This is a genomic window from Mycobacterium sp. (assembly GCF_049278535.1).
Lineage (GTDB): Bacteria > Actinomycetota > Actinomycetes > Mycobacteriales > Mycobacteriaceae > Mycobacterium.
Genome location: NZ_JBAPMI010000030.1, coordinates 1 through 20,263, shown reverse-complemented (window position 1 = coordinate 20,263; position 20,263 = coordinate 1). Strand labels below are relative to the sequence as shown.

Genomic DNA, 20,263 nt, shown 5'->3' with positions numbered 1-20,263 from the left:
GTCGTAGCGCGGCTGCACCTCGGTGGCGCCGGGATCGCGCCGAACCAGCAACGCGTGCCACAGGGCGCTCTCTTGTGGCGGCCCGACCCAGAGCACCGCGTCGAAGCCCATCCGACGGATGTCGGGCAGCCATCCGAACGCGGCCTGGCCGGCCATCGACCCCAGGCTCTCGCCGTAGAGCACCAACTTCGGCCGGTGCTCTGACGGCAGCTGTTCCCAACGATCGTGCACACCGTTGATCAACATCCGGCCGGAGTCCATCGACTTCTGCCGGTCGGCCAGAAACGAGATCCAGCTCGGCAGATAGGAGTACTGAAGGCCCACGATTGCGGTGTCGCCGTTGTACATCATCTCCAGCGAATTCGCGGCCACCGGGTCGATCCAGCCGGTGCCGGTGGTCGGCGCGATGACCAGGACCTTGCGGCTGAATGCGCCGGTGCGTTCGAGCTCACGGACCAGCACGTCCAACCGGCCCTGGTCGTCCGGAGCGGTGTGTAGCCCGGCGTATACCCGGATGGGCTCTTTGGCGGGCTTCCCATTGAGCCTGCTCAGTTCGGCCGCGTGCACACCGGTGCCGACGAACGTGCGCCCCTGGTATCCCAGGGTGTTCCACGGCGCCAATGACGTTGGACTGCCGGACTTTTCCGCAAGTTGCGGCTGCGATACCCCCGCCGGTGTGGCGCCGTCCTGCGGCTGAAAGATGGCGTTGGCGCCGGCGAAGAAACCGCGTATTAAAACGCCGTCGAACAACATGACCAGCAGCGCCACAACGATCGCCGTGCCGATGAACATCGCCACCTCGTCGTGCACATGCCAGCGCCGGATCAGCACGCGCGCAAGCAGTTTGACCGCGTCGATGAGCACCCGGAATGCCGAGACCAGCAGCGCGCCTACAAAGGCCGCGACGAGCAATGTGCGCAAATATCCCGGGTTCGTCGGTCCCTCGATACCCATCAGCACCGACAATTGCCGTTGCCACGACGCCGCCGGGATCAGCATCAGCACGCACGCCGTGGGTGCGACCACCACGACCGCTGCTTTCAGCCAGAACAGCACCCGCGCCGAAGGCGGCCACCACCGGGCGCCGCGCAACACGACACGGTAGATCACCTTTCCGATCAGCACGCCGAGTCCGTATCCGAAGGCGGCGTTCACGCCGCCAATCAAGCCCTGGAACAACCAGTCTCGCGGCACCAGCGACGGCGTCAGCGACAAGCAGAAAAACAGCGCACTGAACGCCACCCCGACGAACTTCAGCCGCAGCAGGCTCCAGGCCCACACCAGTAGCGGATGCCGTCCACCAGGCTCAGCACTCATTGCAGCAACGCGGCCAGCACCCCTTCGGATGTGCTGCGCAACTCCGCCAGTGACACAGTGAACAGGCCCTGCACTTCCACCGCGTCCGCACCTTGGTCGACGACGCCGATCCGGGTGGCCGGCAGGCCGCGCGCCTCGCACATCGAGGTAAAGCGACTCTCTTCGGTGCGTGGCACGGCGACCAGCACGCGGCCCGCCGACTCGGAGAACAACGTTACGAAGGGATCGGCGCCTTCGGGAAGCACGATGCGACAACCGGTTTCGCCGGCCAGCGCCGATTCGACCACGGCCTGGGCCAGACCGCCTTCGGACAAGTCGTGGGCCGCGGACACCAGTCCGTCGCGGGAAGCCGCGGTCAGCACCTCGGCCAGCAGTCGCTCCCGGCCCAGGTCCACCGCCGGAGGCAGGCCGCCGAGATGGTCGGCGGTGACCTGCGCCCAGATCGAGCCGTCGAATTCGTCACGGGTGTCGCCGAGCAGGATCAGCGACTCGCCCGGCTCGGTGCCCATGGCCGTCGGGATGCGGCGAGTCACGTCGTCGATCACACCCAGGACGCCGACGACCGGAGTGGGCATGATCGCCGTCGTTCCGGTCTGGTTATAGAAGCTGACGTTGCCGCCGGTCACCGGAATCCCCAGTGCCGCACAGCCATCCGCCAACCCACGGACCGCCTGCGCGAACTGCCACATCACCCCCGGATCCTCCGGAGAACCAAAGTTGAGGCAGTTGGTCACCGCGACCGGGGTGGCGCCGGTGACGGCGACGTTGCGGTACGCCTCGGCCAGCGCAAGCTGGGCGCCGGTGTAGGGATCGAGCAGCGTGTAGCGGCCCGAGGCGTCGGTGGACACCGCGATACCGCGGCCGGTGGCCTCGTCGACGCGCAATACGCCGCCGTCGGCATGCTCGGCCAGCACGGTGTTGCCACGCACGTACCGGTCGTACTGCTCGGTGATGAACGCACGGCTGCACAAATGCGGACTACCAAGCAGCGCAAGCAAAGTCGCGCGCAGTTCGTCGCCGGTCGTCGGACGTTGCAGGCCGCTGGAGCTATCGGCGTTGAGCGCATCCTGCGAGTCGGGCCGGGCGACGGGCCGCTGGTACACCGGTCCCTCGTGGGCCACGGTCCGCGGCGGCACGTCGACGACAGTCTCGCCGTGCCACGTGATCTGCAGCCGGTCACCATCGGTGACCTCGCCGATCGTGGTGGCCAGCACCTCCCATTTGCGGCACACCGCCATGAAGGCATCCACGTTCTCCGGCGCGACCACCGCACACATCCGCTCTTGCGACTCGCTGGACAAGATCTCGGCGGCCGTCATGTCCTTGGCCCGCAACGGCACGGTGTCCAATTCGATCGCCATCCCGCCATCGCCCGCTGACGCGAGCTCCGATGTGGCGCAGGATAATCCGGCCCCACCGAGGTCCTGGATACCGATCACCAGCCCGGCGGAATACAGCTCGAGGCAGCACTCGATCAGCACTTTCTCGGTGAACGGGTCGCCAACCTGAACCGACGGCAACTTCTTGCGACCCGGGCCACCGCCCTCGTCACCGCCGAAGGTTTCCGACGCGAGCACCGACACCCCGCCAATGCCGTCGAGTCCGGTCCGCGCGCCGAACAGGATGATCTTGTTGCCGGCGCCGGAGGCGAAGGCCAGATGAAGATCCTCCTTGCGCAGCACCCCAACACACAGCGCATTCACCAGCGGGTTGCCCGCGTAGCAGGCATCGAAAACCGTTTCGCCGCCGATGTTGGGCAAGCCCAGCGAGTTGCCGTAGCCACCGATGCCCCGCACCACTCCGTCGAGCACCCGGCGAGTGTCCGGGGCATCCGCGGCGCCGAACCGCAACTGGTCCATCACCGCGACCGGGCGCGCGCCCATGGCCATGATGTCGCGCACGATGCCCCCGACGCCGGTCGCCGCGCCCTGATAGGGCTCGACGTAGGACGGGTGGTTGTGCGACTCGACTTTGAAGGTGACCGCCCACCCGTCGCCGATATCGACGACGCCGGCGTTCTCGCCGATGCCGGCGAGCATGCCGGCCCGCATCTCGTCAGTGGTGGTCTCGCCGAAATACCGCAAGTGCACTTTGGACGACTTGTAGGAGCAGTGCTCGCTCCACATCACCGAGTACATGGCCAGCTCGGCGTCAGTCGGCCGGCGGCCGAGGATGTCGCGGATCCGCTGGTATTCGTCGTCTTTGAGGCCGAGCTCGCGGAACGGTTGCGGCTGGTCAGGGGTGGCAGCGGCCCGCTCGACGGTATCGATCGCGTGAGTGAGCCCAGACGTCACGGGAACAGTCTAGGTGGCGCGACGATCAGCCCGTGCCGGCCACGCAGAAGGCGTTGCCGGCGGGATCGGCCAGCACCACCCAGCGGAAGTTCTCCCCGATGCTGTGCCGACCGACCTCGGTGGCACCAGCCGACGTGAGCCGACTCACCTCGGCGTCGACGTCGGCCGCGCCGAAATCCAGGTGCACCCGGTTCTTGCCGGGCGTCGGATCGTCCACCTTCTGGAAGCCCAGCCGCGGGCCGTTGGGCCGCACGACCGCGATGAATTCCCCGGGAATCAATTCCTGTGTCTCGCCCTCGAACTGCTGCGCCCACCACTGGGCCAGCTGCACGGGGTCGTCGCAGTCGAAAGTGACCATCTCCACGTTAAGTTCCATACCTGTGACCCTATTACCTATCGCGATGACCTCCGAGGTAATTGTGCGACTGCGCTGCCACGCGACAGACTTTCCGCGAACCGCTCAATATGAGCACTCGAGCCCGGAGGAACCATGACCGACATCCAAAACGCATCTCGCACAACAGCTCCGAAGTTCAGCGCTGAGCTTTTTGCGGCGTTCTGGGCGGCGCCCGACATGTCGCGCGGGATGGACATTCTGGCCGATGACATCGTCGGCTACTGGCCCGGTGACATCGAGCCCGTCCGCGGGGTTGAGGCGTACGCCGGCAAGATCGCCGAGCTGCTGGCCGCCGCACCGGACCTGCATCTCGAGCTCGTCGACAGCGCCACGGCTGCCGGCCCCGCCAACGGCGAGGAACTGTTCTTCCTGCACTACATCGGCTGGGGGACCGGCCCGGACGGCCCATTCGAGATCCGCGGGCTCGATCGGGTCCGCACCCGCGACGGCATGGTGGTGGAGAACGTGATCCGCTACGAGCCGGTCTTCGTCGCCCCGGCCTGACCGCTCAGCCCGGCGACAAGAACGCCCGCAGCGCCGCAGCGTACGCGGGAACATCGTTGGCGCCCATCAGCTCTCGCGCGGAATGCATCGCCAGCTGAGGCGCACCGACGTCGACCGTCGCGATCCCGGTCCGCGCAGCCGTCAGCGGGCCGATCGTCGAACCGCACGGCAGATCGGCGCGATGCTCGTAACGCTGCAGCGGCACGCCGGCCTGCGCGCAGGCCAGCGCGAACGCCGCGGCGGTGCGGCCGTCGGTGGCGTAGCGCAGATTCGGGTGCACCTTGAGCACCGGGCCGCCGTTGATCGCGATCAGGTGCCCCGGCTCGTGCCGCTCGGGGTAGTTGGGATGAGTGGCGTGCGCCATGTCCGCCGAGGCCACCATCGACCCGGAGAGTCGGCGCAGAAAGTCCACCCGCTCACCGCCACCGGCCAGATCGATGCGTTCCAGCGTGACCAGCAGCAGCTCGGAGTCGGCCCCGTGATCCGAGGTCGATCCGACCTCTTCGTGGTCGAACAGCGCGAGCACCGGCAGGTACTCGATCGACGAGGCCTCCAAAAAGGCCTCGAGGCCCGCGTAGCACGATGCTTGGTTGTCCAGCCGCGGTGCGCTGACGAACTCTTCCTCGACGCCGGTCAACCTGGACGGCGTCAGGTCATGCGTCATCAGGTCGGCGCCGAGCACGTCATCACATTGGGCACCGACGTGCTCGGCGACATAGCCGATGAACGATCGAGCTGCGCCGCCGGCGCCCCACACCGCATTGACGTGGCGCTGCGGATCCAGCGTCAGCGATTTGCGGTCCTCGGCCAGGTGGATCGCGAGCTGCGGCACCCGCAGGATCGGCTCGTCGATCCGGACCAGTATGTGTGCGATACCGGCGCCGTCGCGCACCGACAGCCGCCCGCTGAGGCCCAGGTCGCGGTCCAGCCAGGAGTTGAGCCAGGCACCCCCGTAGGGCTCCAGCGCGACCACCTGCCAACCGACGACCTCACGGTCGGGATGCTGCTTGACCCGCAGGTTAGGGCTGTCGGTGTGGCCGCCGATGACCCGGAATGGTCGACCGCCCCCGTCGTTGCCGCTGTTCCAGGCCACCAGTGACCCGGCCCGCACGATGAAGAACTTGCCGGCGTTTGGCCAGCTATCGGCCTCGGCGAGCTCGGTGTAGCCGGCCGAACGCAGCCGGGACGCCACGGTGGCGCAGACGTGAAACGGCGACGGGGAGGCGTCGATGAACTCGCACAGACCCTGCGCCGTGGCCGCCATGCGCCCATCCTTTCATCACGGGCTGACCTGAGACGTTAGGGTCGAATCCGTGCCCGCCCCACAACCGCAACCGGTGCTCGCGCCGTTGACGCCGGCCGCGATCTTCCTGGTGGTCACCGTCGACGAGGGCGGCGAAGAGGTCGTACACGACGCGCTGCCGGATATCTCCGGGCTGGTACGAGCGACCGGATTCCGCGACCCGACCAAGAATCTGTCGGTGATCACCTCGATCGGCTCGCAGGCCTGGGACCGGTTGTTCGAGGGCCCACGACCGGCCGAGCTGCATCCGTTCGTCGAACTGGACGGCCCCCGGCACACCGCCCCGGCCACGCCGGGCGACCTGTTGTTCCACGTGCGGGCCGAGACGCTGGACGTGTGCTTCGAGTTGGCCAATCACATTTTGCGGGCGATGGGCGGCGCGGTGACAGTCGTCGACGAGGTGCACGGTTTCCGGTTCTTCGACAATCGCGACCTGCTCGGGTTCGTCGACGGGACCGAGAATCCCGATGGCGCACTGGCGGTTTCGGCCACCGCCGTCGGCGACGAGGATCCGGATTTCGCCGGCTCGTGCTACGTCCATGTGCAGAAGTATCTGCACGACATGGGCGGGTGGGATTCGTTGTCGGTCAGTGAGCAGGAGCACGTGATCGGCCGGACCAAGCTAGAGGATCTGGAACTCGACGACGACGAGAAGCCGCCCAACGCGCACATCGCGTTGAACGTCATCACCGATGACGACGGCACCGAGCTGAAGATCGTCCGGCACAACATGCCCTTCGGTGAGCTGGGCAAGCGCGAATTCGGCACGTACTTCATCGGCTACTCGCGCACACCAAAGGTGACCGAGCGGCTTTTGCGCAACATGTTTCTCGGTGATCCACCCGGCAACACCGACCGGATCTTGGACTTCTCCACCGCCGTTACCGGTGGACTGTTCTTCTCCCCCACCGTCGACTTCCTCGACGACCCGCCGCCGCTGCCGACTTCACCGGCTGCCGCTCCGGCGGTACTCAACGCATCCGCGGATGGCTCGTTGGCGATCGGCAGTTTGAAAGGAACCCCACAATGAACAACCTCTACCGCGATCTCGCTCCGGTCACCGAAGAGGCTTGGGAAGAAATCGAATTGGAGGCGAGGCGGACGTTCAAACGTCATATCGCCGGCCGACGGGTCGTCGACGTCAGCGAGCCGGCGGGCCCGGCCGCCGCTGCCGTCAGCGCCGGACGACTCATCGATGTCAAAGCCCCCTCCGACGGCGTGATCACCCACCTCCGCGCCAGTAAGCCGCTTGTGCGCCTTCGTGTTCCATTCGCGTTGTCGCGTTCGGAGATCGACGACGTTGAGCGCGGGTCACAGGATTCCGATTGGGACCCGGTCAAGGACGCCGCCAAGAAGCTGGCGTTCGCCGAAGACCGGGCCATCTTCGAAGGCTATAAAGCCGCGTCGATCGACGGCATCCGCGGCAGCAGCTCCAACCCGGCGCTGAAGCTGCCGAAGGACACTCGCGAGTTTCCCGACGCCATCTCGCAAGCCCTTTCCAGTTTGCGGCTGGCCGGCGTGGAAGGGCCGTACTCGGTGCTGCTGTCAGCCGACGCTTACACCAAAGTCAGCGAAACCACCGAGCACGGCTACCCGATCCGCGAAAACATCCGTCGGCTGATCGACGGCGAAATCATCTGGGCGCCGGCCATCGACGGCGCATTCGTGTTGACCACCCGCGGCGGCGACTTCGACTTGCAGCTGGGCACCGATGTCTCGATCGGATACCTGTCCCACGATGCCGAGGCCGTGCAGCTTTACATGCAGGAGACCTTGACGTTCCTGTGCTACACCGCTGAGGCGTCTGTTGCGCTGAGCCCCTAGCGATTGGCTAGGCCAGCGGCTCGCCGCCGTCGACCCGCATCCGGGTTGATCTGCGGTGCAAAGTATTTGGCCAGCATCGTCAGTCCGATGACCTTGGTGTCAAACGACTGCAGCAGGACCGGTCAACCATTCCGATGCCTCTTGTCAGCCGCTGGTATTGATGCATAATGGGTTGATCATCCCAAAAATGGTTGGCCCGCGAGCGTTCCAGGAGGAATCTCATGTCAGTCGTCCACTATCGCTACGCCACCGTCGCCGGTCACCGGCTGTTCTTCCGCGAAGCCGGCGACCCCGGATCGCCCGCGCTGGTGCTGCTGCACGGATTTCCGACCAGCTCGTACATGTTCCGCAATCTGGTTCCCGCACTCGCCGACCGCTATCACGTCATCGCGCCGGACCATCTGGGTTTCGGCCTGTCCGATGCGCCGTCTATAGAGCAGTTCGACTACACCTTCGACGCTTTGACCGACTTGACCGAGGGCTTGCTGCACACGCTGGGCATCGATAAGTACGCGATCTACGTGCAGGACTACGGCGCCCCGATCGGATGGCGACTGGCCTTGCACACCCCGTCCGCGATCACGGCGATCATCACGCAGAGCGGCAATGCTTACGACGCTGGCTTTGTCGAGAGCTTCTGGAAGGTGGTGCGCGCTTACCAAAATGAGCAGACCGCCGAAAACGAGGCCGCTGTGCGGCAATTCCTCACGCTGGATGCCACTCGGTGGCAGTACCTCACCGGGGTACCCGACGAGACGCTGGTAGATCCGGAATCGTGGTATCACGACTATGCGCTGATATCTCGGCCCGGCAACGACCTGGTGCAATTGAAATTATTCCGGGACTACGCGACCAATGCACCCCTGTACCCGCGCGTGCAGGAATACTTCCGCTCCAGCCGGGTGCCGTTGCTGGCGGTGTGGGGGCGTGGTGACGAGATCTTCGGCCCGGCAGGTGCGCAAGCGTTCGCCGACGATCTGCCCGACGCCGACATCCATCTCCTCGACGGCGGGCATTTCCTTTTGGAGTCAGCCTTGCCCGAAGTCGCCGGCTTGATGCGTGACTTCCTTGCAAAGGTTCACGTAGCCGCCTGACATCCATGCCCGCACTGGGCTGGATATCCCATAATCGGAGGCGTTAGCAGGATAGCCTGACGAAATGGGCGACCCGGATGTTCACGACGAACAACGGCTGACCCCCAAGGGCCGGGCCACCCGTGATCGAATCGTGCAGGCCGCCGCCGAGTTGATTGTCGCGGAGGGCTTGTCGGCGACGAACATGGAGCGGGTGCGTGCCGCCGCGTCGGTCAGCGGCTCTCAGCTGGCGCACTACTTCGCCGACAAGAGTGCGCTCATCCGCGCCGTCATCCGGCGTCAAATCGATGTGGTACTCGATTTTCACCGCCAGCCCAAGCTTCGGGAACTGGACTCTTTCGACGACTTCGAGCACTGGATCGACCTCAACCTGCGTTACCTGCGGCAGATCGGAACCTCCGGCGGCACACCGACTTACCATGCCCTCAACGCGCAGCTGGCCAAATCCGACGACACCACCCGCGCGACGTTGGCGGCCGGTTACTGGCAGTGGATCGAGCTGCTCGAGGGGGCGATCGGGCGGATGAAAGAGCGTGGCGTTCTCACCGCCGACGCCGACCCGCGAACGGCGGCGATGACCGTGGTCAGCGCTCACCAAGGCGGTGCCACGTTGGCGTTCACCTATCGAGCGGAGTGGCCGCACGCCGATGCCACTCGATTCGCGGTCAACTATCTGCGGATGTTCGCTACCGACCGCGCCGAACGCGCCCCACGTCCGCCACGCCGCATTCGCGGGCGGCGCCTGAAGTCAATGTCGACCTCGTGAATGACAACGGCTCATCACATTTCACCCGCAAAGGGCTGGCGACCCGCGCGCGCATCGTGACCGCAGCCGCCCGGCTGATGTTCGAGCGCGGCGTGGCCAGCACCAGTATCGACGAGGTACGCAACGCCGCCCGGGTAGGCGGGTCGCAGATCTCGCATTACTTCCGCGACAAGCGGGATCTGACCCGTAACGTTATCGCTTCCCGGCGGGCCGATGTCGTTGCCTTCCATACTCAATCGCGGCTCGGCGCACTGGACAGCGTTGACGATCTACGAGCCTGGGCCGATGCGTGCATTGCTGATATCGACACCGTGTACCGCAAAGGTGGGTGCATCTACGGTTCGCTGGCCGGCGAGCTGATCGACGCCGACGACGAAGTGCGCGACGATCTTGCGTTCGGGTACGACGAGTGGCTTGAGTTGTTTCAGAACGGTCTCACTGCGATGCGGCGCCGCGGCGATCTGCGACCGGAGGCTGACCCGCGACACCTGGCCGCCTCGCTCGTCGTCGCTCACCAAGGCGGCGCGATGCTCACACACGCCACCGGTGACGCAGAACCGCTCCGGGTGGCCGTCAACGCCGCGGTCGACTACGTCTGCTCGTTCGCGCGGCAGCCCAAGCGACGACGATCCAAGCGTTAACCCGCACAATTGCGGCGCTGGACAGATATGGGTGATGCCGCCCATAATATTGGGTCATACAGCCCATTATTGGCCAGCGCCGGCAGATGTTGGAGGCATCTCATGTCCGTGACCGAAATCGGTAGCGCTTTACCTACTGGGCCCGCGGTGGTCCGTGAAGAGCCAGGCGGGGAAACCATGCGGGCGATCATCCTGCAGGGATTCGGCGGACTCGACAACCTGGTCTACACCGACATCCCCAAGCCGCTACCCAAGGACGGCGAGGTCATCATCGAGGTCCGCGGGTTCGGCATCAACCACGCCGAGATGCATATGCGTCGAGGAGAGTGGGCCGAAGCCGCCGAAGTCAGCGGCATCGAATGCGTCGGCATCGTCGACTCCTGTCCGGGCGGCGAGTTCCCGGTCGGCGCCAAGGTGGCCGCACTCATGGGTGGTCTCGGACGCACCATCAACGGCAGCTACGCCGAGTACACCCGCGTGCGCGCGGCGAATGTCGCTCTCCTCGAGTCGGATCTGCCGTGGTCCCAGTTGGCGGCGCTACCCGAGACGTATGCGACCGCCTGGACCTGCCTTTTCCACAACCTCAAACTCAGCTCTGGCCAGACCGTCGTAATCCGCGGCGCGACTTCATCATTCGGCCAGGCCGCAGTCAAAATGGCGGTGGCAGCCGGTGCGCGCGTCGTCGCCACCGCGCGCAAGCGCGAACGTTTCGGCATGTTGGAGGCACTGGGCGCCGCGCGGGTCGAACTGGAGTCGCGAACGCTGGCTGCCAGCATCGCAGAAGCCAAACAGATCGATGCCGTCCTCGACTTGGTCGGCAACAGCACCATCCTGGACTCGCTGGACATGCTGCGCCGCGACGGCACCGCCTGCCTGGCGGGATGGCTGGGCGGCCTGGACCCGATCGGCGACTTCAACCCGCTCACCCGCATGCCCAGCGGGGTGAACTGGTCATTCTTCGGCAGTTTCGTCTTCGGCAGCCCGGGCTTTCCGCTGTCCGACGTACCTCTGCAGGGCATCGCAGGCCAGGTGGCCTCGGGCCAACTCGATGCGGCGCCGTCTCGTGTCTTCTCCTTTGACGAGATTCACGAGGCACATCGGACCATGGAAGCCGGAGACGGCGGCGGGAAAATGGTTGTCGTCGTGCAATGAGCAACCGATGATGGGACGATGACCCCAGTTCCGTCAGTTCTGGTGTTCGACGTCAACGAGACCCTGATCGACATCGAATCGTTGGCACCGCTGTTCGAGCGAATCTTCGGTGACCCGCTGGCGATGCGGGAGTGGTTCAATCAGCTCGTCTTGTACTCGATGACCGCAACGCTGTCGGGGCGCTACGTCGACTACTTCTCCCTGGGGCAGGGCGTATTGCGGATGCTGGCCACTACCCACAGCCTGGCGATCACCGATGACGATGTGCAGAGCCTGAAAAGCGCCATGCTGGCGATGCCGGCCCACCCGGATGTTAAAGACGGTCTGACTATGCTGCGCGACAACGGCTTTCGTCTGGTAACACTGACGAATTCGCCCCCAAATCCGGACGGGCCCAGCCCGCTGGAGCACGCCGGGCTAGCCCACTTCTTCGAGAAGACGTTCAGCGTCGAGGCGTGCCACGCCTTCAAGCCCGCGCCGGCGGTGTACCTCTATGTGTGCGAGCAACTCGATGTGACGCCCGCGTCATGCATGATGGTCGCCGCCCATGTTTGGGACACCATCGGTGCGCAATCCGCAGGATTGCGCGGCGCGCTGATCACGCGCCCGGGCAATGCGCTACTTCCCATCCTCGACCTGCCGCAGCCCTCGGTCGTCGCCAACGACCTGCGAGAGTTCGCGGCCAACCTCACAAATCAGGCGGGCCCGACGTCTACCGGTTAGATACCAGTTCCCACCCACACCGGAGGCCCAATGTCCACCGCAGCCATCACGACGTCGACTCGTCACGTCGTCATCGACTCACCGATCGGGCCGTTGACCCTGGTGCGTGATGACCACGGCCTAACGGGTCTGTATTACCCCGGGCACTGGACCCGACCGGATAAGAAGAATTTCGGGCCGCGAGTCGAGCCGAGCGACGACCACGGTTTCGATGCTGCCATTGCGCAGTTACAGGAATACTTCGCCGGCGATCGCCGGGAATTCGATCTGCCGCTCAACCCGCACGGCAGCGAGACGGCGCAGAAAGTCTGGCAGCTGCTCGCCGAGATCTCCTACGGTCAGACCACGACGTACGGTGCGCTGGCCCAGCAGATCGGTGGCGGCGTCGACGCTCGCGACATCGGCAGCTTCGTCGGCCACAACCCGTTGTCGATCGTCATCCCGTGCCATCGCGTTGTGGGGTCTACCGGCAAGCTCACCGGGTACGCCGGCGGCCTGGACCGCAAGCAGCACCTGCTCGAGTTGGAGAAGGCTATACCCGCTGCGCCACAAGCACTTTGGTAGCAGGCATGAAGCCGCCCTTCGAAAACGTCGTCTCCCGCCACGGTTCCACCGTGCTACGGGTGGTGCGGGCGGTCCTCGGCCACGCCGACGCTGACGACGCCTGGTCCGATACCTTCCTGGCGGCTATGCGGGCTTATCCAGACCTGCCGGCCGACGCCAACATCGAGGCGTGGCTGGTCACAATCGCCCATCGCAAGGCGATCGACATCATCCGCGCGACGGCTCGACGGGCGGTACCTGTTCCGGACACGCCAGAGGCGCCGGCGCCGGACCACGTCGCAGATGGTCACCGGGACCTCACCGCCGCGGTTGCCGCGTTACCCACCAAACAGCGTCAGGCGGTCGCCTACCACTACCTGGCCGGGTTGCCCTACGCCGAGATCGCCACGCTGATCGACAGCAGTGCGGCCGCAGCGCGACGCGCTGCCGCCGACGGTATCGCCACCCTGCGCCGCACCTACGCGCATGACATCACATCGGAGTTCGCTGATGATCACCATTGACCTCGCCGCGCTATATCCGGTCGACGATGACGACCTCACCCGCCTGCACGCCCGCCTGGTGGCCGGCGCCGAACACGACGACCTGCTCGACGTCGCTTATCGAACTGTCGAGACCCCCGTCGGCTCGCTGCTAATCGCCGCGACACCCGTCGGGTTGGTGCGCGTCGCGTTCAGTAACGAAGGCCACGACGCGGTATTGCAGAACCTGTCCGACCGGATCAGCTCCCGCCTGCTGCACGCCCCGGCTCGCCTGGACGCCGTCGCACATCAACTCGACGAGTACTTCGCCGGCCGCCGGCACGCCTTCGATGTCCCGCTGGACTGGCAGCTGTCCAAGGGATTTCGCCGCGTCGTCCTCGGCCGCCTGGCCGTCGACGTCGGCTACGGCACCACCGCCAGCTACGGCACCCTGGCCCGGCTTTCGGGTTCGCCCAGGGCCGTTCGTGCCGTCGGTACGACCTGCGCCACCAACCCAATTCCGGTCGTGGTGCCGTGCCATCGGATTCTGCGCTCGGATGGAACGTTGGGCGGCTACCGTGGCGGACCCGCCGCCAAGCGTGCGCTGCTGAATCTCGAAGGCATCGAATGACGCCGGCGCGCAACCGGGTCTCGCCTCGCGGCGACATCATCGCGGTCCCGGGCCGCGGTGCATGGACGGGGAACCGCGGGCGGCTGCACGAGGGTCGCGGGGCCCGCGACGTCGTCCGCAACCACCAGACGAAGGCCTGGATCACTTGTCTGCTGGAGTTCAAGGACCGGTATTCGCCGCAGTGGTTGCCGAATCACTACACCCAGCTGTTCTTTCTCGACGAGGCGGTCGCCTTTGCCGCCGGTCATCGGCCGTGTGCTGAGTGTCGCCGTGGCGACTACAACGCCTACCGCGATGCGTGGAGCCAAAACCACGGCGGGACAACCACATACGCCAAAGACATGGACAACCTGCTGCACTGCGAGCGAGCCACGTCCCATCACATGCCATGCAACACCCTGCCCGATGGCGTATTCGTCGATACCGAAGACGGACCGGCGGTGGTGGTGGGTGATCATCTCGCTCTCTGGGACGAGAAAGCCTACGCGTATCGGGGACGGCTACCCAGGCCAACCACGGGCTCTGCGTCGGTGCTCACCCCACCATCGACGGTCGAGGTGATCCGCGCCGGATACCCCGTGCAAATCGACGTCAGCGCCCGCTGAATTCGACCAGGCGCCTTTGCATCTGCGGGTAACCGGTGGCCGCGGGGGGAGGCGCGCCGGCGCGAATATCCCGCGCAGCCGCGACCGCGGCGTCGATGGCGGCGCGATATGGCAGCGACCCGGTGCTGACGCCTCAATCAGCTTGGGCAATACTGCGGGCACAGCTTTTGGGTTATATGACCCATTCAATACTGCGCCGCAGTAGGCTGTCTAACCACGCAACCAGGGAGAGGCCGAAAGTGGGCGCAGCCAAACATACTTACGACGTCATAGTGCTGGGAGCCGGCCCGGTCGGCCAGAACGCTGCAGAGCGCGCGCGTGCCGGCGGGCTCAGCGTTGCGATGATCGAACGCGAGCTGGTGGGCGGTGAATGTTCCTACTGGGGGTGCGTACCCAGCAAGGCGCTGTTGCGACCGGTGATCGCGATCGCCGACGCCAACCATCTGGACGGCGCGCGCGAAGCGGTGACGGGCTCGATCAACGCGGCCGGAGTCTTCGGTCGACGAGACCGCTATGTGACTCGCTGGGACGACGCGGGTCAGGCTGAGTGGGTAGCCGGGATCGGCGCAACCCTGGTACGGGGTCACGGACGGCTCGATGGGCCCCGTCGCGTCACAGTCACAACGGCAGGCGGCGAGTCATCGGTGCTCACGGCCCGGCATGCGGTGGTCATCTGCACTGGAAGCCGGGCGGCGCTTCCCGATCTACCGGGCATCGCAGAAGGCCGCCCATGGACTAACCGCAAGGCCACCGATAGCAGTTCGGTACCGGACCGCCTGGCTGTCGTCGGCGCGGGTGGTGTCGGTGTCGAAATGGCCACCGCATGGCATGGCTTGGGCGCTTCGGTCACTTTGTTGGCTCGTGGAACTGGTCTGCTACCGCGAATGGAACCTTTCGTCGGGGAACTCGTCGAGCGCGGGTTCCGGGCGTCCGGTGTCGACGTCCGGCTCGGTGTGTCGGTGACCGGGCTGCACCGGCAGGATAGCGATGGGCCGGTGACGCTCGACCTGAGCGATGGCAGCCGGCTCGAGGTGGACGAAGTGCTGTTTGCGACTGGTCGAGCTCCGCTGAGCGATGACATCGGTTTGCAGACAATCGGACTCACGCCCGGAACCTGGCTCGACGTCGACGACACCTGTCGGGTCCGGGCAGTTGAGGACGGCTGGCTTTACGCGGCCGGCGACGCCAACCATCGAGCCCTGCTTACGCATGAAGGCAAATACCAGGCGCGGATTGCCGGCTCGGCGATAGCTGCGCGGGCAGCCGGGCAAACGGTGGACACCGCGCCGTGGGGCGCGCACGCGACCACTGCCGACCATCACGCAGTGCCGCAGGTATTTTTCACCGACCCGGAAGCCGCGGCGGTCGGACTGTCGGCCCGTCAAGCCGAGCAGGCCGGTCATCGGGTGCACACCGTCGACGTCGAAGTCGGCGACGTCGTGATGGGGGCAAAGCTCTACGCCGACGGATATAGCGGGCGGGCGCGGATGGTGGTCGACGCCGACCGGGGCTACCTGCTTGGCGTGACTTTCGTCGGTCCAGGCGTCGCCGAGTTGCTGCACTCGGCCACCATCGCCGTCGCCGGCCAGGTGCCCGTCGGCCGGCTCTGGCATGCCGTGCCGTGCTTTCCCACCATCAGCGAAGTGTGGCTGAAACTGCTTGAGGCCTACCGTGATTCGGTGGCTTGATCAGGCCCAGGCTCGCCGAGCCTGGATCGAATTGCACCCCACGGGTCGGCGTAGCGGCCCGGCGCACCCCGATACGCCGCTTGGCGTTTGAGGACCTGGCGCACGACGGGGCCGACCAAAGACATCGGATAGCGCCGCCACCCCACGATGGCGCGCATCTCGGCGAGCATGTCCGGCCAGGAGTGGTGCTGGAACGACAGCGCTTGTTGGGCGCGGGCGGTGTCCAACCAGTCTGTGACAAACCAGTTGTCGTCGCTGTCGGGGTCGCCGGGCCGGCCGGCGGGCAAGACGTCGGACAGTCCCCGCGCCGCTGCCAACGCCAACCCGACGTCTTTCTGACGGAGCAGGTGCGAGTCGTCACCGGCGATCAGCAGCGTTTCCCCGACGACCTGTGCCGTGGTCGCGGCGGCGAACGCCGTCGCCACGTCGCGGACGTCGACGGTGTGGATACGCCCGTCGGTCGGCAGCGCGCTCTCGAAGAACAACGCGTCGCCGGTGAACGGCATCGCGCCCGGTTCGACGCTGATGACGCCACCGAGACGCAGGATCACCCACTCCAGACTCGTTGCCCTCAGCAGCTTCTCGGCCTCGATCTTGTGAGCGCCGTAGATATCCGATGCTCGCAGCGGAGAGTCCGCAGTCAACCGCTCGGGATGACGATGCGGATTGCGGGATCCGTAGACCGCGTTGCTGGAAGCCAACACAAAACGGGGCGGGCGGGCGCTGGACTGCGCGGCGCGCAGTAGGGCCGCAGTCGCGTCCACATTGACCCGTCGACCGAGTTCGCGGTTGCGAAAAATCGGCGGGATGATCAACGCGGCCAGGTGGATGATCACGTCCGGCGTCACTTCGGCGACGAGCCGGTCGACGTCGCGTTGATCGGTCAGGTTGGCCCAGCTGGCCTCGACGCCGGCAGGCAGCGATTCGGCGGCTTTGCGCTGAACGGGGGTTCCGAGGTCGGTCGCGACCACGCGGTGGCCGTCGGTGGCCAGCCGGCGCACGGTCTGCGATCCGACCAGGCCGAAACCACCTGTGACAAGAACCTTCTCGGTCATCGTCCCCCAGACATGCGTTGACCCCCAGCAAACGGATATGACATTCTCTAAAAATGAGAGTACCATGCTCGCAACGACGATCAGGGACGATTTGAGGGCTCTACGATGGCGGGCAGCAGCGCGAACGCATCGCAGAATCGCGAGACGGCCCAGTGGGATCCGGCGTTCACCAAGCAGGTCGCGAACACCATCGGACCATTGATCAAGCAGTACCACCGCGCCGAAGTGCGCAACATCGACAACGTTCCCTCATCCGGCGGGGCGCTGGTGGTGTCCAACCACTCCGGCGGCATGCTGACCCCGGACGTCTTCATCTTTTCGCCGGCCTTTTACGACCACTTCGGCTACGACCGGCCCATCTACACCCTCGGCCACTACGGGATCTTCATGGGTCCGTTGGACGGTGTGCTGCGTCGCCTCGGGGTGATCGAGGCCAGCCGCGAAAATGCCGCCACCGCACTGCATTCGGGTGCGGTGGTGCTGGTGTTCCCAGGCGGCGACTACGACTCCTACCGTCCGACGTTCAGCGAGAACACCATCGACTTCAACGGCCGCACCGGATACATCAGGACCGCCATCGAAGCCGGCGTTCCGATCGTCCCGACGGTGTCGATCGGCGGCCAGGAAACCCAGTTGTTCTTGACTCGTGGCAATTGGCTGGCCCGCAAGCTGGGTCTCACCAAAGCGCGGGTGGACATTTTGCCGGTCAGCTTCGGTTTTCCGTTCGGCCTGAGCGTGATCTTCCCGCCGAACGTTCCGCTGCCGTCGAAGGTGGTCACCGAGGTCTTGGAGCCGATCGACGTAACCGCGCAATTCGGCAAGGACCCCGACGTCGACGAAGTGGACGAGCACATCCGTTCGGTGATGCAGACCGCGCTGGACCGGTTGGCCAAGCAGCGCCGGTTCCCGATTCTGGGCTGATGTCCCACCCTTGAGCTGTCGACGCCGAATCTGCCGTTTCGGCGAATACGCCAGGTCGTTGGTGCTTGCATGAACACGTCGGCACGGAGGTGGGCGTGAAGAGACTCAACGGCATGGACGCCATGCTGCTCTACAGCGAGACGCCCAATCTGCACACGCACACGCTGAAGGTGGCGATCGTCGACCCTTCCGGCGGCGACGAAGAGTTCAGCTTCGATGCTTTCCGACACCATCTGCTCCGGCGCTTGCATCTGCTAGAACCGTTGCGCTACAAGCTCGTTGACATCCCCTGGCGGTTACACCACCCGATGTGGCTGGAGAACTGCGAGGTCGACCTGGATTACCACCTGCGTCGGGTAGAGGTCCCCGAACCCGGCGGGCGCCGAGAACTCGACGCCGTGGTCGGCGAAGTGGCGTCCACGCCGTTGGATCGCAGTCGGCCACTGTGGGAGTTCCACGTCGCAGAAGGACTGGCCGGCGGACGGTTCGCCCTGATCGGCAAGATCCACCATGCGCTGGCCGACGGCGTCGCCTCGGTCAATCTGCTCGCCCGCGCGATGGATCTCAAGGACGCTCCGACCGACGAACAGGACAACGACGAGGCCGGCGTCAGGCCGACGACGGCGGGCCTGCTGCGCGCCGCCGGCCGCGACCACATTCGGCAAATCGCCGAGCTTCCAAAGCTAGTCAGCGACGCCACCAAGGGATTCAGCCGGGTACGCCGGCGCACCCGGGAGCGCGGCGATCACCCTGATCTCGCGGACGCATTCGACGCTCCGCCGACCTTCCTCAACCACGTGGTGTCGCCTCAGCGCCGGTTCGCCACCGCGGCACTGCGGCTCGACGACGTCAAGGCGACCGCGAAAGCCCTCGGCATCACGCTCAACGATCTGATACTGGCGATGGCCGCCGGTGGGCTACGCGAGCTGTTGCTGCGCTACGACGGCAAGGCCGACCGTCCGATCATCGCGTCGGTGCCCACCGCCACCGACAAGTCCGAGCGCGTGACCGGCAACGAGATCAGCGGCCTGTCTATTTCGCTGCCGGTCCATGTCGCCGAGCCCGCCGAACGGGCGCGGTTGGTCGCGCTGGCGACCAAGATCGCCAAGGAGGATCACGAGATCCTCGGCCCGCGCCTGTATGGCCAGCTGATGGGCTATCTACCGACGGCGATCGCCCCGGCCGCGTTTCGGTGGCTGGGCCAGCGCGATGCGCCGAACAAGATGATGAACGTCGCGGTCTCCAGCGTGGCCGGGCCGCGGGACCGGGGCCACTTCGGCGGCGTGCCGGTCAGCGAGATCTACTCGACGGGTGTCCTGTCGCCCGGAGCTCCGGTCAACATCACCGTCTGGAGCTATGTCGACCAGCTCGGTATCGCGGTGCTAACCGACGACCAGACCTTCAACGACCCTCATGAGGCAACTGATGCGCTCAGTGCGGCGTTCAGCGAATTACGCAGCGCCGCGGGGTTTTCAGTCGGCAACAGCACGGTCGGCCTGATGGCCGAGCATGCGCTGCGCTAGCCGCGTCTCAGGCAGTCAGAACGGCGTCCAGCGCCGAATAGAACAGGCCCAGCCCGTCGTCGGACGGCCCGGTCAGTGCCTCGATCGCATGCTCGGGGTGCGGCATCAGCCCGACGACGCGGCCGTTCGCCGAGCTGATGCCGGCGATGTCGCGCAGCGAGCCGTTGAGGTTGTCGTGGTAGCGAAACACCACTCGGCCTTCGCCTTCCAGTTCGTCCAGCACCTCGGCGGAGGCCACGTAGCGGCCCTCGCCGGACTTCAACGGGATCAGCAGATCGGCGTCGGACTCGAACCGTGACGTCCATGCCGTCGACGTCGATGCCACCCGCAGCCACACGTCACGGCAGACGAAATGCAGACCGGCGTTGCGGGTAAGCGCACCGGGCAGCAACCCGGCCTCGCACAGCACCTGAAAACCGTTGCAGATCCCCAGAACCGGCAAGCCGCTCTCAGCGGCGGTGATGACCTCTCCCATCACCGGCGCGAATTTCGCGATGGCGCCGCACCGCAGATAATCGCCGTAGGAGAACCCGCCCGGCACCACCACCGCCTCGACGCCCTTGAGGTCGGCGTCGGCGTGCCACAGGTTGACCGACTCCGCACCGGCCAGACGCACGGCACGGGCGGCGTCGACGTCGTCGAGCGTCCCGGGGAACGTGACGACGCCAATCCTGGCGGTCACCCTTCCTCCCGGGTCACGGTCCAGTCTTCGATCACGGTGTTGGCAAGCAGCGACTCGGCGATCTCGGACAGCGTCTCGTCACTCACGCTGTCGTCGACCTCCAACTCGAACCGCTTGC

Annotated in this window: 22 protein-coding genes; 15 read left to right on the top strand and 7 right to left on the bottom strand. The window is 65.8% G+C overall.

The window, feature by feature from the left end:
* The 3 genes from WAO18_RS01830 to WAO18_RS01820 form a co-directional block, all read right to left on the bottom strand.
* Positions 1 to 1,317 (bottom strand): alpha/beta-hydrolase family protein (locus WAO18_RS01830; RefSeq protein ID WP_422203392.1); only part of this gene is annotated, 1,317 nt, incomplete at its 3' end.
* Positions 1,314 to 3,611, bottom strand: a complete 2,298-nt coding sequence (gene purL, locus WAO18_RS01825) for a phosphoribosylformylglycinamidine synthase subunit PurL (protein WP_422203390.1) — start codon at positions 3,609 to 3,611, stop codon at positions 1,314 to 1,316. The genes WAO18_RS01830 and purL, both read right to left, overlap by 4 nt.
* Positions 3,612 to 3,636: 25 nt before the next feature.
* The gene (locus WAO18_RS01820) at positions 3,637 to 3,987 is read right to left on the bottom strand and encodes a VOC family protein (protein WP_422203388.1); all 351 of its coding nucleotides are present in this window, start codon (positions 3,985 to 3,987) and stop codon (positions 3,637 to 3,639) included.
* A 114-nt stretch (positions 3,988 to 4,101) separates the two neighbouring features.
* On the opposite strand from WAO18_RS01820, the gene WAO18_RS01815 reads away from it, so the two are divergent.
* Complete coding sequence (locus WAO18_RS01815) at positions 4,102 to 4,512, top strand: nuclear transport factor 2 family protein (RefSeq protein ID WP_422203386.1); 411 nt, start codon at positions 4,102 to 4,104, stop codon at positions 4,510 to 4,512.
* A 4-nt stretch (positions 4,513 to 4,516) separates the two neighbouring features.
* Here WAO18_RS01815 and WAO18_RS01810 read toward each other — a convergent pair whose 3' ends face one another.
* Complete coding sequence (locus WAO18_RS01810) at positions 4,517 to 5,776, bottom strand: M18 family aminopeptidase (RefSeq protein ID WP_422203384.1); 1,260 nt, start codon at positions 5,774 to 5,776, stop codon at positions 4,517 to 4,519.
* A 49-nt stretch (positions 5,777 to 5,825) separates the two neighbouring features.
* Here WAO18_RS01810 and WAO18_RS01805 point away from each other — a divergent pair, with 49 nt between their 5' ends.
* From WAO18_RS01805 to WAO18_RS01750, 12 genes are all read left to right on the top strand, one after another.
* Positions 5,826 to 6,845 (top strand): Dyp-type peroxidase, encoded by a 1,020-nt coding sequence (locus WAO18_RS01805; protein WP_422203382.1) that lies wholly within the window; start codon positions 5,826 to 5,828, stop codon positions 6,843 to 6,845.
* The gene (locus tag WAO18_RS01800) at positions 6,842 to 7,639 is read left to right on the top strand and encodes a family 1 encapsulin nanocompartment shell protein (protein WP_422203380.1); all 798 of its coding nucleotides are present in this window, start codon (positions 6,842 to 6,844) and stop codon (positions 7,637 to 7,639) included. Before WAO18_RS01805 ends, WAO18_RS01800 begins: the two co-directional genes overlap by 4 nt.
* A gap of 221 nt (positions 7,640 to 7,860) precedes the next feature.
* A complete protein-coding gene (locus WAO18_RS01795) occupies positions 7,861 to 8,733 on the top strand; it encodes an alpha/beta fold hydrolase (RefSeq protein WP_422203378.1) in 873 nt (290 codons plus the stop codon).
* A gap of 64 nt (positions 8,734 to 8,797) precedes the next feature.
* Positions 8,798 to 9,499 carry a TetR/AcrR family transcriptional regulator gene (locus WAO18_RS01790; RefSeq protein ID WP_422203377.1) on the top strand — a complete coding sequence of 234 codons (702 nt, stop codon included), beginning with the start codon at positions 8,798 to 8,800 and terminating at the stop codon, positions 9,497 to 9,499.
* Positions 9,496 to 10,140 (top strand): TetR/AcrR family transcriptional regulator, encoded by a 645-nt coding sequence (locus WAO18_RS01785; RefSeq protein ID WP_422203375.1) that lies wholly within the window; start codon positions 9,496 to 9,498, stop codon positions 10,138 to 10,140. Before WAO18_RS01790 ends, WAO18_RS01785 begins: the two co-directional genes overlap by 4 nt.
* 102 nt (positions 10,141 to 10,242) lie before the next feature.
* Positions 10,243 to 11,292: a zinc-binding dehydrogenase gene (locus WAO18_RS01780; protein ID WP_422203373.1), complete on the top strand. Its 1,050-nt coding sequence runs from the start codon at positions 10,243 to 10,245 to the stop codon at positions 11,290 to 11,292.
* An 18-nt stretch (positions 11,293 to 11,310) separates the two neighbouring features.
* Positions 11,311 to 12,015 (top strand): haloacid dehalogenase type II, encoded by a 705-nt coding sequence (locus tag WAO18_RS01775; protein WP_422203372.1) that lies wholly within the window; start codon positions 11,311 to 11,313, stop codon positions 12,013 to 12,015.
* A gap of 30 nt (positions 12,016 to 12,045) precedes the next feature.
* Positions 12,046 to 12,579: a methylated-DNA--[protein]-cysteine S-methyltransferase gene (locus WAO18_RS01770; RefSeq protein WP_422203370.1), complete on the top strand. Its 534-nt coding sequence runs from the start codon at positions 12,046 to 12,048 to the stop codon at positions 12,577 to 12,579.
* 5 nt (positions 12,580 to 12,584) lie between these two features.
* Positions 12,585 to 13,082 (top strand): RNA polymerase sigma factor, encoded by a 498-nt coding sequence (locus WAO18_RS01765; RefSeq protein ID WP_422203369.1) that lies wholly within the window; start codon positions 12,585 to 12,587, stop codon positions 13,080 to 13,082.
* The gene (locus tag WAO18_RS01760) at positions 13,069 to 13,671 is read left to right on the top strand and encodes a methylated-DNA--[protein]-cysteine S-methyltransferase (protein WP_422203368.1); all 603 of its coding nucleotides are present in this window, start codon (positions 13,069 to 13,071) and stop codon (positions 13,669 to 13,671) included. The genes WAO18_RS01765 and WAO18_RS01760 overlap by 14 nt, the downstream gene beginning before the upstream one ends.
* Positions 13,668 to 14,276, top strand: coding sequence for a hypothetical protein (locus WAO18_RS01755; RefSeq protein ID WP_422203367.1), 609 nt, complete (start codon positions 13,668 to 13,670; stop codon positions 14,274 to 14,276). The genes WAO18_RS01760 and WAO18_RS01755 overlap by 4 nt, the downstream gene beginning before the upstream one ends.
* A 239-nt stretch (positions 14,277 to 14,515) precedes the next feature.
* Entirely contained in the window at positions 14,516 to 15,964 is a 1,449-nt protein-coding gene (locus WAO18_RS01750) for a dihydrolipoyl dehydrogenase family protein (RefSeq protein ID WP_422203365.1), read from the top strand.
* Here the strand turns inward: WAO18_RS01750 and WAO18_RS01745 are convergent.
* The gene (locus WAO18_RS01745; RefSeq protein ID WP_422203364.1) at positions 15,943 to 17,019 is read right to left on the bottom strand and encodes an NAD-dependent epimerase/dehydratase family protein; all 1,077 of its coding nucleotides are present in this window, start codon (positions 17,017 to 17,019) and stop codon (positions 15,943 to 15,945) included. The genes WAO18_RS01750 and WAO18_RS01745 overlap by 22 nt on opposite strands.
* A gap of 105 nt (positions 17,020 to 17,124) precedes the next feature.
* Between WAO18_RS01745 and WAO18_RS01740 the strand changes: the two genes are divergently transcribed.
* Both WAO18_RS01740 and WAO18_RS01735 read left to right on the top strand, forming a co-directional pair.
* Entirely contained in the window at positions 17,125 to 17,940 is an 816-nt protein-coding gene (locus WAO18_RS01740) for a lysophospholipid acyltransferase family protein (protein WP_422203362.1), read from the top strand.
* Between the two features lie 95 nt (positions 17,941 to 18,035).
* On the top strand, positions 18,036 to 19,463 hold the full coding sequence (locus tag WAO18_RS01735) for a WS/DGAT/MGAT family O-acyltransferase (RefSeq protein ID WP_422203361.1): 1,428 nt from the start codon (positions 18,036 to 18,038) through the stop codon (positions 19,461 to 19,463).
* 7 nt (positions 19,464 to 19,470) lie between these two features.
* Here the strand turns inward: WAO18_RS01735 and purQ are convergent, their stop codons facing one another.
* Complete coding sequence (purQ, locus tag WAO18_RS01730; RefSeq protein ID WP_422203360.1) at positions 19,471 to 20,145, bottom strand: phosphoribosylformylglycinamidine synthase subunit PurQ; 675 nt, start codon at positions 20,143 to 20,145, stop codon at positions 19,471 to 19,473.
* On the bottom strand, positions 20,142 to 20,263 hold a 122-nt coding region (locus tag WAO18_RS01725; protein WP_422203394.1), incomplete at its 5' end, for a phosphoribosylformylglycinamidine synthase subunit PurS. The genes WAO18_RS01725 and purQ, both read right to left, overlap by 4 nt.